Origin of the sequence: Neisseria sp. HMSC064E01 (assembly GCF_001808875.1) — a bacterium.
Classification (GTDB): domain Bacteria; phylum Pseudomonadota; class Gammaproteobacteria; order Burkholderiales; family Neisseriaceae; genus Neisseria; species Neisseria sicca_A.
The window spans coordinates 1-11,552 of the sequence record NZ_KV794977.1 but is presented as its reverse complement, the minus strand read 5'-3'; the positions used below and the strand labels follow the sequence as shown (position 1 = coordinate 11,552).

At 50.7% G+C, this 11,552-nt stretch carries 16 protein-coding genes; 12 read left to right on the top strand and 4 right to left on the bottom strand.

What is annotated here, in order from left to right; translation table 11 throughout:
* Nucleotides 1-114: 114 nt before the first annotated feature.
* Nucleotides 115-876 (bottom strand): endonuclease/exonuclease/phosphatase family protein, encoded by a 762-nt coding sequence (locus HMPREF2572_RS12320; RefSeq protein ID WP_070492683.1) that lies wholly within the window; start codon nucleotides 874-876, stop codon nucleotides 115-117.
* Between the two features lie 165 nt (nucleotides 877-1,041).
* On the bottom strand, nucleotides 1,042-2,595 hold the full coding sequence (locus HMPREF2572_RS12315) for a glycosyltransferase family 2 protein (protein WP_070498900.1): 1,554 nt from the start codon (nucleotides 2,593-2,595) through the stop codon (nucleotides 1,042-1,044).
* A 155-nt stretch (nucleotides 2,596-2,750) separates the two neighbouring features.
* Between HMPREF2572_RS12315 and HMPREF2572_RS12310 the strand changes: the two genes are divergently transcribed.
* The gene (locus HMPREF2572_RS12310) at nucleotides 2,751-3,716 is read left to right on the top strand and encodes a tRNA dihydrouridine synthase (RefSeq protein ID WP_070498899.1); all 966 of its coding nucleotides are present in this window, start codon (nucleotides 2,751-2,753) and stop codon (nucleotides 3,714-3,716) included.
* A gap of 54 nt (nucleotides 3,717-3,770) precedes the next feature.
* On the opposite strand, the gene HMPREF2572_RS12305 is transcribed toward HMPREF2572_RS12310, so the two are convergent.
* Entirely contained in the window at nucleotides 3,771-4,943 is a 1,173-nt protein-coding gene (locus HMPREF2572_RS12305) for an alpha-hydroxy acid oxidase (RefSeq protein ID WP_070498898.1), read from the bottom strand.
* 352 nt (nucleotides 4,944-5,295) lie between these two features.
* On the opposite strand from HMPREF2572_RS12305, the gene iscR reads away from it, so the two are divergent.
* The 10 genes from iscR (at nucleotide 5,296) to iscA (ending at nucleotide 10,721) form a co-directional block, all read left to right on the top strand.
* Nucleotides 5,296-5,742: a Fe-S cluster assembly transcriptional regulator IscR gene (gene iscR, locus HMPREF2572_RS12300; RefSeq protein ID WP_003757728.1), complete on the top strand. Its 447-nt coding sequence runs from the start codon at nucleotides 5,296-5,298 to the stop codon at nucleotides 5,740-5,742.
* A 29-nt stretch (nucleotides 5,743-5,771) separates the two neighbouring features.
* On the top strand, nucleotides 5,772-6,986 hold the full coding sequence (locus HMPREF2572_RS12295) for an IscS subfamily cysteine desulfurase (protein ID WP_003764834.1): 1,215 nt from the start codon (nucleotides 5,772-5,774) through the stop codon (nucleotides 6,984-6,986).
* A 203-nt stretch (nucleotides 6,987-7,189) separates the two neighbouring features.
* Nucleotides 7,190-7,483, top strand: coding sequence for a hypothetical protein (locus HMPREF2572_RS12290; RefSeq protein ID WP_070498897.1), 294 nt, complete (start codon nucleotides 7,190-7,192; stop codon nucleotides 7,481-7,483).
* 164 nt (nucleotides 7,484-7,647) lie between these two features.
* Nucleotides 7,648-7,776 (top strand): hypothetical protein, encoded by a 129-nt coding sequence (locus HMPREF2572_RS15240; protein ID WP_002234986.1) that lies wholly within the window; start codon nucleotides 7,648-7,650, stop codon nucleotides 7,774-7,776.
* Between the two features lie 50 nt (nucleotides 7,777-7,826).
* The gene (locus tag HMPREF2572_RS12285; protein ID WP_039410746.1) at nucleotides 7,827-8,012 is read left to right on the top strand and encodes an antitoxin VbhA family protein; all 186 of its coding nucleotides are present in this window, start codon (nucleotides 7,827-7,829) and stop codon (nucleotides 8,010-8,012) included.
* On the top strand, nucleotides 8,009-8,611 hold the full coding sequence (locus HMPREF2572_RS12280; protein WP_045073675.1) for a putative adenosine monophosphate-protein transferase Fic: 603 nt from the start codon (nucleotides 8,009-8,011) through the stop codon (nucleotides 8,609-8,611). Before HMPREF2572_RS12285 ends, HMPREF2572_RS12280 begins: the two co-directional genes overlap by 4 nt.
* A 38-nt stretch (nucleotides 8,612-8,649) precedes the next feature.
* Nucleotides 8,650-9,036 carry a Fe-S cluster assembly scaffold IscU gene (gene iscU / locus HMPREF2572_RS12275; RefSeq protein ID WP_003674559.1) on the top strand — a complete coding sequence of 129 codons (387 nt, stop codon included), beginning with the start codon at nucleotides 8,650-8,652 and terminating at the stop codon, nucleotides 9,034-9,036.
* Nucleotides 9,037-9,480: 444 nt separating this feature from the next.
* Nucleotides 9,481-9,729: a recombinase RecA gene (locus HMPREF2572_RS12270; protein ID WP_070498896.1), complete on the top strand. Its 249-nt coding sequence runs from the start codon at nucleotides 9,481-9,483 to the stop codon at nucleotides 9,727-9,729.
* Between the two features lie 14 nt (nucleotides 9,730-9,743).
* A complete protein-coding gene (locus HMPREF2572_RS12265; protein WP_070498895.1) occupies nucleotides 9,744-10,328 on the top strand; it encodes a hypothetical protein in 585 nt (194 codons plus the stop codon).
* Nucleotides 10,329-10,400: 72 nt separating this feature from the next.
* The gene (gene iscA / locus HMPREF2572_RS12260) at nucleotides 10,401-10,721 is read left to right on the top strand and encodes an iron-sulfur cluster assembly protein IscA (RefSeq protein ID WP_039855777.1); all 321 of its coding nucleotides are present in this window, start codon (nucleotides 10,401-10,403) and stop codon (nucleotides 10,719-10,721) included.
* On the opposite strand, the gene HMPREF2572_RS13910 is transcribed toward iscA, so the two are convergent.
* Nucleotides 10,681-10,902: an alternative ribosome-rescue factor A gene (locus HMPREF2572_RS13910; protein WP_080614271.1), complete on the bottom strand. Its 222-nt coding sequence runs from the start codon at nucleotides 10,900-10,902 to the stop codon at nucleotides 10,681-10,683. The two genes, iscA and HMPREF2572_RS13910, sit on opposite strands and share 41 nt — an antisense overlap.
* Before the next feature lie 82 nt (nucleotides 10,903-10,984).
* On the opposite strand from HMPREF2572_RS13910, the gene hscB reads away from it, so the two are divergent.
* Nucleotides 10,985-11,491, top strand: a complete 507-nt coding sequence (hscB, locus tag HMPREF2572_RS12255; protein ID WP_070498893.1) for a Fe-S protein assembly co-chaperone HscB — start codon at nucleotides 10,985-10,987, stop codon at nucleotides 11,489-11,491.
* Nucleotides 11,492-11,552: the final 61 nt, after the last annotated feature.

Genomic DNA, 11,552 nt, shown 5'->3' with positions numbered 1-11,552 from the left:
GGGGATTTTGGGGAATTTTGCAAAGGTCTCGGCTTGAAGTTGATTTGCCGACACAAAAAGGTCGTCTGAAACCCCTGATTTCAGGTTTTCAGACGACCTTTGTCGTTGGAACGGTTAAGGCAGTTTGGGTCTAACTTTGACGCTTAAGGGTAAGTGGTCGGAGAGGCGTTGCCAGTTTTTGCCGTTGTGGATTTGGGAGTCTAGGACTTCCAGGTTGCGGGTATAGACGCGGTCGAGGCTGAGGACGGGCAGGCGGGCGGGGAAGGTTTTGGGGCGTTTGCCGTTGCTGTCGACAAATACTTCGTTCAGATTCAATGCGTTGCCTAAGGACAGGGCGGATTTTTGCCGCCAGTCGTTGAAGTCACCGGCGAGAATCAGCGGGCTTTGCGGGTCGATGTGATGTACGACGTATTCGAAGATGGCGCGGTATTGTTTGGCGCGGTCGGGTTCGCGCAGGTTGAGGTGGGCGCACAGGCAGACGAGCGGGGTGTCCCAGCCTTCGGGCAGGACTTCGCAATGGAGTACGCCGCGCTGTTCGAGTTTGTTGACGCTGATGTTGAGGTTGTGGCGGGTTTCCAGCGGCAGGCGGCTGAGGATGGCGTTGCCGTGGTGGCGCTGCGGGTAAACGGCGTTTTTGCCGTAGCTGCGGTTGTAGGAAAGGCGGTCGCCGAGGATGTCGTAATGCGGTTGTTCAGGAAAATCAGGCAGCCTGTTGCTGCGCATCAGGTGTTGACCTTGCACTTCTTGCAAAAACAGGACATCCGAGCCTATGCCGCGAAGCTCTTCCGCCATGCTGTCCACTTGGACTTTGCGGTTGAGCGCGGACATGCCTTTGTGCATGTTGTATGAGGTGATGGTAATCGGGCGGGGGGACATGATGTGTAACCGTAGTGTGTGAATCGTTTGTCGTTGTATTAATAGTATAGCACTGCAAGTGTTTGGTTTCAGTAAAGATTTGATGGTTAAACGGCTGCTTGGAGGTAAAACGTCGTCTGAAAGGTTTCAGACGACGTTTGAGGGGGGGAACACGCGCAAAACGGTTTATTTTATGAACTCGTCCATGCCGTCTTCGCAGCGGATTTTTTGTTCGGACAGCGTGGCTTTGAGCAGCGCGTCGTTTTGCGGCAGGGCGTCGCGTTCGGCTTCGTGGTGCCAGAGGTGGTAGGCGATGCCGGCGAATTTGAGGTTGTGTCGTTTCATGCCGTTATGGAAGAGGCGGGCGACGAACTCGCTGTCTTCGCGCCCCCAGCCGACAAAGCGGTTGTCGAAGCCGTTGACAGCAAGCGCATCGCTGCGGAAAAAGCCCATATTGCAGGTTTTGATGCCTTTGTGTTTGCGGCTGCTTTGTCTGCCGATCAGGGCGGACAGGCTGCGGCAGCGTAGGGCGGACAGGCGTTTTTCTATGCCTTGGCTGAACGCGGATAAATCGGGCAATTCACCGGAATCTAAAATTTCTTCGGTGCGCGCTTGGGTCAGGATGACGCGCGAACCTTGTATCAGCCTGCCTTTGCGTGCGAGTTTGAGGTGGTCGGCGACGAAGGACGGGTCGAGTATCATGTCGCCGTCGATAAGGATGATGTAGTCGCTTTTTGCTTGTGCCAGCGCACGGTTGCGCGATTCGGCGGCGCGAAAGCCGTCGTCCGGCCGCCAAGAATGTTTGACGGGGATGTCGGTGTGGCTGCGGATGAACTCAACGACTTCGGCAGTGTCTTGGCGCGAACCGTCGTCCGCGACGATGATTTCGTCGGGCAGGCGGGTTTGCGCGAGTGCGGATTTCAAAACCAGCTCCAGCGCGTTGGGACGGTTGTAGGTGGTTACAATCAGGGCAACGCTGATGTTGCGGTTGCGCTCGTAAAGTTTGACATATTTGTAGTACGAACCTTGCGCATTGGCGATGGAAATGGTCAAGCCGTCCGCGCCGTAGGCGAAACCGCGTTTGAGCAGGTAGTTTTTGACAAACGATACGCTGCCGTGCAACAGGGCTTTGAAGGGTGAGCTGTCTTTTTTGTAGCGGTTTTCTTCGGCGTAGAGCGAGCTGTATTGCTGCATTTTTTGAATCAGCCCTTCGGCGTTTTCGAAGGAATAGTGTTTCAGACGACCTTCGAGCGGACGGACGTTTGCATCGGGCGGTAAGACCAGCGATTCATGCACCTGACGGTCGGAAAAGCGGGTAAAGCGGCGGTGGTAAAGGCGCGGGATAATGTCGGGATACCAGCCGCAGGCTTTGATCAGGCGGCCGTTGTAGTGGTTCAGGCGCGAGAGCGAGAAGATATTTTGTTTTTTGTTTTCCGCGACGGCTTTGCGGATGGCGGCAACCAATTCGCTATCCGCCACTTCGTCGCTGTCTATGCTGAATATCCAATTGTTTTGCGCGAGGCGGGCGGCAAGGTTTTTCATCGGTCCGAAGCCGATGAAGTCGTATTTGTAATAACTGACGTTGGTGAAGCGTTCGGCGATTTCAAAGGTACGGTCGGTCGAGCCGTTGTCGAGCAGCAATACTTCGTCGAAGTCTTGAAGCGCGGTCAAAACTTCGTGCAGATAGCGTTCCGAATTTTTGACCAACATGGCTGCTGTGGCGGGAATTTTCGGGTTCATGATGAGGTCGTCTGAAAAGGGGTCGTCTGAAAAATCAAAATCGGGAAATCAAGGCAGTTCGGCAATGGCGGCGGTCAGTTCTTCGTGGAAAGCGTGTATTTTAACCGATATACCGCTACAATACGCATTTCCTTTTTCAGACGACCTCCTCCGATATGCAGCTTATCCTTGCGCCCATGCAGGGGCTGGTGGACGATGTGATGCGCGATTTGCTGACCCGTATCGGCGGCTACGACGAATGCGTCAGTGAGTTCGTCCGCATTACCCACACCGTCCATTCCCGTTCCACCTGGCTCAAATACGCCCCCGAAATCGCCAACGGCAACAAGACCCCCGCCGGCACGCCCTGTACCGTCCAGCTTTTGGGCAGCGATGCCGACAATATGGCGGTCAACGCCTTGGAAGCCGTCCGCTTCGGCGCGGACAAAATCGACCTCAATTTCGGCTGCCCCGCTCCCACAGTCAACAAACACAAAGGCGGCGCCGTCCTGCTCAAAGAGCCCGACCTCATCCACCATATCGTCAAAACCCTGCGCCAACGCCTGCCCGAACACATCCCGCTTACCGGCAAAATGCGGCTCGGTTACGAAGATAAAAGCCTCGCGCTCGAATGTGCCGCCGCCATTGCCGAAGGCGGAGCCTGCGCCCTGACTGTACACGCGCGCACCAAAGTCGAAGGCTACGAACCGCCCGCACATTGGGAATGGATACGCAAAATCCGCGAACACGTCGCCATCCCCGTAACCGCCAACGGCGACGTGTTCAGTCTCAAAGACTATATCGGCATTAAAGAAATGACGGGCTGCAACAGCGTCATGCTCGGCCGCGGCGCCGTCATCCGCCCCGATTTGGCGCGTCAAATCAAACAATACGAAAACGGCGGAACCGTCCGCGATACCGATTTCGCCGAAGTTTCGGTGTGGATAAACCAATTTTTCCATTTGTGTCTCGCCAAAGAAGCGAACAACAAATACCCCGTCGCCCGCCTGAAACAATGGCTGGGCATGATGAAGAAAGAATTTGGAGAAGCGCAGGAATTGTTTGACGCGGTAAGGGCGGTCAAGGACGTGGAGGAAGTCGCGCGGATTTTGGCAGCATTTGAAGACAAGATGAATGCCTGATAATGATGAGGTCGTCTGAAAACATATTTTCAGACGACCTTTTTGTATGAAACATCAGAATTTGTCATTCGGCCAGCGCGTGCTTTGCAGGATGCTGGCATCGACGTCCTGAATATTGCGATGGCCGGTAAACGCCATGGATATGTCCATTTCTTTATACAGGATTTCCAGCGCGCGGGTAACGCCTTCTTCGCCGTATGCGCCCAAGCCGTAGAGGAACGCGCGGCCTATCATCGTGCCTTTTGCGCCCAAAGCCCATGCTTTGAGGATGTCCTGACCGCTGCGGATGCCGCTGTCCATCCAAACTTCGATGTCGCTGCCGACTGCGCTGACGATGTCGGGCAAGGCTTTGATCGAGGATACGGTATCGTCGAGCTGGCGGCCGCCGTGGTTAGAAACGACCAATGCGTCCGCGCCGCTTTTCGCTGCTTTTTCCGCATCTTCAGGTTCCATAATACCTTTGATAATCAGCTTGCCGCCCCACAAATCTTTAATGCGGGCAACATCGTCCCAGCTCAGGCGCGGGTCGAATTGTTCGGACGTCCAAGAAGACAGCGAAGACAAATCGCCGACGTTTTTAGCGTGTCCGACGATATTGCGGAACGTGCGGCGTTCCGTGTTCAGCATTTTCATACACCATTCGGGCTTGGTTGCCAGATTGATTAAATTGGCGATGGTCGGTTTCGGCGGCGCGGACAGGCCGTTTTTGATGTCTTTGTGGCGTTGACCCAAAACCTGCAAATCGGCGGTCAAAACCAATGCCGAACACTTGGCATCTTTCGCGCGCTTAATCAGGTTTTCCATAAACTCGCGGTCGCGCATCACATAAAGCTGAAACCAAAACGGCGCGCTGGTGTTTTCGGCAACGTCTTCAATCGAGCAGATGGACATGGTGGAGAGCGTAAACGGAATGCCGAACTTCTCCGCCGCCCGCGCCGCCAAGATTTCACCGTCGGCGTGTGCCATGCCGGTAAAGCCCGTCGGCGCAATCGCCACCGGCATCTTCACATCCTGACCGATCATTTTGGTTTCCAGGCTGCGGCCTTCCATGTTGACCAATACCTTTTGGCGGAAGCGGATGTCTTTGAAATCCGAAGTGTTTTCGCGGTAGGTGGTTTCCGTCCAAGAACCTGAATCGATGTAATCGTAAAACATGCGCGGCATCTTGCGCTTGGCGACAAGGCGCAGGTCTTCGATACAGGTCATTTTGCTCAAATCGCGTTTCATTGTTGATTGCCTCTGTTAAGGGGTTGCTTATGGATTGGGTCGTCTGAAACGGGCAGGGCGGTTTCAGACGACCTTTTGCAATACCATAATGATTTAGTATGAATTAGATAATCTATATCAATCGCAATTATAAAGCAAATGGTTTTAACTCCGCCAAAAGCAGGGTAATAGCACTTTTCAGACGACCTCGGATTCAAGTTTCAGATAAAAAAAGAGAAATCTTCAGGCAGATAAAAATCCATTCGCCCAGCCATTTAAACAAACAATCGGAAGACGCCCGAATATACTTGACTGAATCACTCAGATATTAGACAATCGCACCACTATAAAAAAGCCGACACAGGCACCTACCATGAGACTGACCACAAAAGGGCGTTTTGCCGTTACCGCCATGATCGATTTGGCGATGAACGCGCAAACCGGCGCTGTCAAACTCAGCGCCATCAGCGAACGCCAAAGTATTTCGCTTTCCTATCTCGAACAACTATTCAGCAAACTGCGGCGCGCCGGGCTGGTTGAAAGCCTGCGCGGCCCCGGTGGCGGCTACATCCTCGCCGCCCCTCCCGCACAAATCAATATCGCCCAAATCATTTCCGCCGCCGAAGACAAGCTGGACGCCACCCAATGCAGCAGCAAAGCCAACTGCCACCACGGCGCGCCCTGTCTGACGCACGACCTTTGGGAAAACCTGAACAAAACCATCAACGATTACCTCAGCAGCGTTACCCTGCAAAGCATCATCGAACAGAAAAACAGCGATGACGGCAGCCAAGTCATCCAATTTACACATATCCATTAAGTACATTACAGAAAAAGAAAGAGCAAACCATGACCGTCAAAACCCCCGTTTATCTCGACTACGCCGCCACCACCCCCGTTGACAAACGCGTTGCCGAAAAAATGATTCCCTATCTGACCGAAACCTTCGGTAACCCCGCTTCCAACAGCCACGCATTCGGCTGGGAAGCAGAAGAGGCCGTCGAAAAAGCCCGCGCCGACATCGCCGCACTGATTAATGCCGACCCCAAAGAAATCATCTTCACCAGCGGCGCGACCGAGTCCGACAACCTCGCCATCAAAGGCGCGGCAAACTTCTACAAAACCAAAGGCAAACACCTCATCACCGTCAAGACCGAACACAAAGCCGTGCTCGACACCATGCGCGAACTCGAACGCCAAGGCTTTGAAGTCACCTACCTCGGCGTACAGGAAAACGGCCTGATTGACTTGGAAGAACTCAAAGCAGCCATCCGCGACGACACCATCCTGATTTCCGTAATGTGGGTGAACAACGAAATCGGCGTCGTGCAAGACATTCCCGCCATCGGCGAAATCTGCCGCGAACGCAAAATCATCTTCCACGTCGATGCCGCCCAAGCCTGCGGCAAAGTGCCTGTGGACGTTGAAGCCGCCAAAATCGACCTGCTGTCCATGTCCGGTCACAAAGTGTACGGCCCCAAAGGCATCGGCGCACTGTACGTCCGCCGCAAACCCCGCGTCCGCCTCGAAGCCCAAATGCACGGCGGCGGCCACGAACGCGGCTTCCGCAGCGGCACCCTGCCGACCCACCAAATCGTCGGCATGGGCGAAGCCTTCCGCATCGCCAAAGAAGAACTCGAGCAAGACATGGCGCACTACCGCAAACTGCGCGACATCTTCCTCAAAGGCATCGAAGGCATCGAAGAAGTCTATATCAACGGCGACCTCGAACACCGCGCCCCGAACAACCTGAACGTCAGCTTCAACTTCGTCGAAGGTGAAAGCCTGATTATGGCAGTGAAAGAACTCGCCGTATCCAGCGGCTCCGCCTGTACCTCCGCTTCGCTCGAACCCAGCTATGTCCTGCGCGCGCTCGGCCGCAACGACGAACTGGCGCACTCATCCCTGCGCATCACCTTCGGCCGCATGACCACCGAAGAAGAAGTGCAGTTTGCGGCAGAACTGATCAAATCCAAAATCGGCAAACTGCGCGAATTGTCGCCGCTGTGGGAAATGTTCAAAGATGGGATTGATTTGAACTCGATTGAATGGGCAGCGCATTAACCAAAAGAAAAGGTCGTCTGAAAATCCCAAAAGACCCTTTCAGACGACCCGCATGTAGTAAACGTAGAGAGAAAGTGAAATCTTGACAAAGTCTTAAAATTTGCCTGAAGCGTTGGTTTTGCCCACCTAGTCTACTTAATAACATTCTACAATTTCCCAAACTATTAGGAATTTCCCATCTTTATCTTTAAAGGAATATAGCTATGAATAAAATATTTGAGAAATTAATTGAAAAATCTTGCAAAAACAATGCATTGTTTTGCGGTAAATCGCTAACTGAATTAACGAAAGATGATATGCATATATTAAGTGGTTTCCATACTAGTGATGTAGACATGATTGTCTTGAATGATGATTATTTTTGTGGGATTAGAGCAAATCATTTTGTTATTGAATTTGGACAGAGTGAATACTATGAGGGAGATCTAGTTCTAATAACGGCTAATCATAAAGGAACTAGAGCTTTAACACTGATAGATATATCAAATGAAGCATAGCAATCATAGGCTGAATTGAACTCTAAAAAATCTGTTAAACCACTAGAAATATTGGGTTTGATAACCTATTTCGTCTAACCTACACATAAATAAGGTCCTGAAAACTTAAAAGACCTTTTCAGACGACCTAAAAGCCACCACATTAAAATCAAGGATACAAAACCATGAACGAACAAGATTTAGATTTGGACAATCTCGACAACCTGCTTGAAGATTTTGACGGCGTTACCGTGGAAGGCGGTGTCGATTCGGAAAACGACGACGGCTGCGAAGGCGGCGCGTGCAAAATCTAAGGCGGCAGGGGTCGTCTGAAATATTGTTCGGAAGCAAAATAAGGAATCCCATGTCCCTACAAATTCAGGAACAGCATCATTTGCCGCAAACGACGCATTCCATTATTGGTTCGTGGCGGATGGAGCAGTTGAACATCAGTCTAGAGACCATACATGATATGCAGCGTTTGGTGGAAGGCAAAATCAGTTTGGATGAGGCTTTGGACGGCATCAAACAAAGAATGGCGGAAAAATGAGCAAATACGGCGGAGAAGACACTATTTATATGAATGGAGGCGTATTTAAAAACAAGCTCTCCATCCAAGATAGTGAATTGCTGAAAACCGCCGAAAAAGAATTTTCCGCTGTTCGCGCCCAATATCTGCTTTTGCAACCCATTACGGACAATTTCGATTTGGCCCATTTACAGACTATTCATCGCGAACTGTTTGGCGATATTTATGATTGGGCAGGCGAAATCCGGCGGATTGATATTTCCAAAGGTAATACCCGATTTGCCAATTTTGCTTTTATCGAAAACGAAAGCCGTAAACTTTTAGAGAAGCTGCGAAACGAAAACTATTTGCAGGGGTTGGATAAAGATAAATTCGCCGAGCGTGTAGCCTATTATTTGGGCGAGTTGAACGTCCTACATCCTTTTCGTGAAGGAAACGGCAGAACATTGCGCCTGTTTATGACGCAATTGGCAATGAAAAACGGTTTGCAGATACATTGGCAAAATATCTCTGCCGAACAAATGATTCAAGCCTGTATTCAGGCATACCATGCCGATAGCAGCTTATTGGCACGCCTAATTTTAGAAAATTTAGAACAATCGTCTTTTTCAGACGACTAAAACATCAACAAACCACGATATTTTAAGGAAACCACATCATGGCATACAGCGATAAAGTAATCGATCACTATGAAAACCCCCGCAATGTCGGTACTTTCGATAAAAACGACGAGTCTGTCGGCACCGGCATGGTCGGCGCGCCCGCCTGCGGCGACGTTATGCGCCTGCAAATCAAAGTCAACGACGAAGGCATCATCGAAGACGCTAAATTCAAAACTTACGGCTGCGGCTCCGCCATCGCTTCGTCCAGCCTGATTACCGAGTGGGTAAAAGGTAAAAGCCTGGATGACGCGCTGGCAATCAAAAACAGCGAAATCGCCGAAGAACTGGAACTGCCGCCGGTAAAAATCCACTGCTCCATCTTGGCTGAAGATGCGGTAAAAGCGGCTGTTGCCGACTACCGCAAACGTCAGGAAAACAAATAATCCGATTAGTGGGTGCTTTGTCGGCAGACATTCATAGGACTCCTGAAAGTCTTAGGGTTTCCGGAAAAAGTAAACTCGAAGGCTTGTTCCCTTCTCACTCAGAGGTGGAAGACAAGAACACAGAAACTTAATCCTTTTGAAGTTACCGCCAAATTTAGGACTGTCTGCCAATCTATCCCCTCTCCCCGCGGGAGAGGGTTAGGGAAAGGGCAATAAGCCGCAGACTTATATTTAGTCGATACGCCTGCAAAATCAAAAGAAACGGCATGCCTTTTCTTGTAAAGAAGAGGGTAAGGACACAGAAACCTAATCCTTTTGAAGTTGTCGCCAAAATTGGGACTGCCTGCCAATCTATCCCCTCTCCCCGCGGGAGAGGGTTAGGGAGAGGGCGATAAGCCGTAGGCTTATATTTATCAATACGTCTGCAAAATCAAAGGACACGAAATGCCTTTTACCGATGAAGAAGCCCAATCCCTGCTTGCCGTCAAAGGCATAGGCAAAACCGTATTGCAGCGTTTGCAGCAAATGGGTTTGGATGATGTTGCCACGCTGGCGGCGGCGGATTTGGACGATGTTTTGGAACAGGGCGCAAAATTGACCGGCTCGACCTGTTGGAAAAACAGTCCGCAGGCTCGCGCAGCCATGCAGGCTGCCGTTGTTTGGGCGCAGCAGCGACAGGCAACGGAAAATTGAACAAGGTTAGATAAATGGGAAAATGCGGTATCGCGAAAATACTGTTTTACACATATAGTTTGATACTGCTGGTCGGATATATTTTATTTGCAGTTGTGAATTACTATCCTCCTGAGCAAGACATTGTTTTAAAAGAAGGTATACGGGTAAAATTATCCTATATTGCGCTCCAAAACAGTCAACCGCCCCTTATCACGATTGAGCGTGAACTTGGACAAGCGAAATCGCATGCGACAAGTGTGGAATCCTCGCCTGACGACATTACTTATCAAATCCACACGCCGCAAGGTACAAACAAACGTGCCACACATGCGCGACGATGGATAGATGTCCGTTGCTTTGAGTGCGCGGATACGCCTGTCGGGTTAAATCATATCGAAGTGGAAATCTTGTCTTTGCGTCCTGAGATACAGGGCGAAACTGCACGGGTGTATATAGCCTCTCGGACTGGGTTGGATTCTGCATTCCGTACGCCGCTTAACCGTGATTGGACAAGCAGTATTTATGGCTGGCTCAGTCTGTTGGCACTCTTCCCTGTTTGGCTGGGTATTTGGCTGATTTGGGCGGTCTTGCTGTATCGTCAGCGGTGCCGCGGGTGACCGAAAAATTAACTCGGGTTTCAGACGACCTGAAAACAAGTATTTTCAATCTATATAAAAAGGACAAATATTTTGATTACCATCACAGAAAACGCAGCCAAACATATCAACAGCTACCTGACCAAGCGCGGCAAAGGCTTGGGCGTGCGCTTGGGTGTGAAAACCAGCGGCTGCTCAGGCATGGCATACAACCTTGAATTTGTCGATGAAGTGAACGACGACGACCTGATTTTTGAAGAGCATGGCGCGCGTGTTTATATCGATCCGAAAAGCTTGGTTTATCTGGACGGCACGCAAGTCGATTACACCAAAGAAGGTTTGCAGGAGGGTTTCAAATTTGAAAACCCGAATGTCAAAGACTCTTGCGGCTGCGGCGAGAGCTTCCACGTTTAAGACAAAAAAGTGGCGGGACAGTATCAAAACCGTCCCGCCATTTTTTCGCTTCCTGCCTGTTGTAGCTGCCTTTGCCTTTTCTTTTCCGTTCGACCTTGTGTCGGAATAAATCGGATTTCACTAAGGCTTTTAAAGCATTGTCGCGTATTTTGCCTTTATTGTGTTGCACTTTACTGCTCATATTCAGTCCTTTTGGTTAAGAATCAGCGGATTATAAGGCAAAATCAGGTTTCTGCCGAGAATTTCACATTAATTATCCCGCCATGTCTCAATATTTCACACTCTTCCAGCTTGAACCCGCTTTTGATATCGATGCCGAAAGCTTGGAGCAAACCTACCGCGCTTTGGCTGCCCGTTTCCATCCCGATAAATTCGCTTCAGCTTCCGCCTTCGAGCAAAAGCAGGCAGTGATGATGTCTTCCACCATCAACGATGCCTACCGTACCTTGAAAAATCCCATCGACCGCGCCGCGTACCTTCTGAAAGCGCAGGACATTGATGCCGATGCGCCGGAACATACCTCTTTCGCTCCCGAATTTCTCATGCAGCAAATGGAATGGCGCGAAACGCTGATGGATGCGCAAATGGAGCAAAACAACGAAGCCCTGCGCGCGTTGGATCAAGAAATCAGCCGCGAACAAGACAAGCTGTATCAAGATTTGCGGACGGCCTTTGCAGCAAAAGATCACGAAGCCGCCGCCCAATGGGTACGCCACGGCAGGTTTTTAAACAAACTGCGCAACGAAATCGCTGCCGCATTGCAAGATTGAAGACAAAGCTTTTGAGCGAATCTAAAAGGTCGAGACCTTTGCAAAAAAAGCCCTTCCCTCG

What these genes read in the sequence shown, in the direction of transcription:
- HMPREF2572_RS12320 (WP_070492683.1), bottom strand. Translation starts at nt 876, where the DNA reads ATGTCCCCCCGCCCGATTACCATCACCTCATACAACATGCACAAAGGC.
- HMPREF2572_RS12315 (WP_070498900.1), bottom strand. Translation starts at nt 2,595, where the DNA reads ATGAACCCGAAAATTCCCGCCACAGCAGCCATGTTGGTCAAAAATTCG.
- HMPREF2572_RS12310 (WP_070498899.1), top strand. Translation starts at nt 2,751, where the DNA reads ATGCAGCTTATCCTTGCGCCCATGCAGGGGCTGGTGGACGATGTGATG.
- HMPREF2572_RS12305 (WP_070498898.1), bottom strand. Translation starts at nt 4,943, where the DNA reads ATGAAACGCGATTTGAGCAAAATGACCTGTATCGAAGACCTGCGCCTT.
- iscR (WP_003757728.1), top strand. Translation starts at nt 5,296, where the DNA reads ATGAGACTGACCACAAAAGGGCGTTTTGCCGTTACCGCCATGATCGAT.
- HMPREF2572_RS12295 (WP_003764834.1), top strand. Translation starts at nt 5,772, where the DNA reads ATGACCGTCAAAACCCCCGTTTATCTCGACTACGCCGCCACCACCCCC.
- HMPREF2572_RS12290 (WP_070498897.1), top strand. Translation starts at nt 7,190, where the DNA reads ATGAATAAAATATTTGAGAAATTAATTGAAAAATCTTGCAAAAACAAT.
- HMPREF2572_RS15240 (WP_002234986.1), top strand. Translation starts at nt 7,648, where the DNA reads ATGAACGAACAAGATTTAGATTTGGACAATCTCGACAACCTGCTTGAA.
- HMPREF2572_RS12285 (WP_039410746.1), top strand. Translation starts at nt 7,827, where the DNA reads ATGTCCCTACAAATTCAGGAACAGCATCATTTGCCGCAAACGACGCAT.
- HMPREF2572_RS12280 (WP_045073675.1), top strand. Translation starts at nt 8,009, where the DNA reads ATGAGCAAATACGGCGGAGAAGACACTATTTATATGAATGGAGGCGTA.
- iscU (WP_003674559.1), top strand. Translation starts at nt 8,650, where the DNA reads ATGGCATACAGCGATAAAGTAATCGATCACTATGAAAACCCCCGCAAT.
- HMPREF2572_RS12270 (WP_070498896.1), top strand. Translation starts at nt 9,481, where the DNA reads ATGCCTTTTACCGATGAAGAAGCCCAATCCCTGCTTGCCGTCAAAGGC.
- HMPREF2572_RS12265 (WP_070498895.1), top strand. Translation starts at nt 9,744, where the DNA reads ATGGGAAAATGCGGTATCGCGAAAATACTGTTTTACACATATAGTTTG.
- HMPREF2572_RS13910 (WP_080614271.1), bottom strand. Translation starts at nt 10,902, where the DNA reads ATGAGCAGTAAAGTGCAACACAATAAAGGCAAAATACGCGACAATGCT.
- hscB (WP_070498893.1), top strand. Translation starts at nt 10,985, where the DNA reads ATGTCTCAATATTTCACACTCTTCCAGCTTGAACCCGCTTTTGATATC.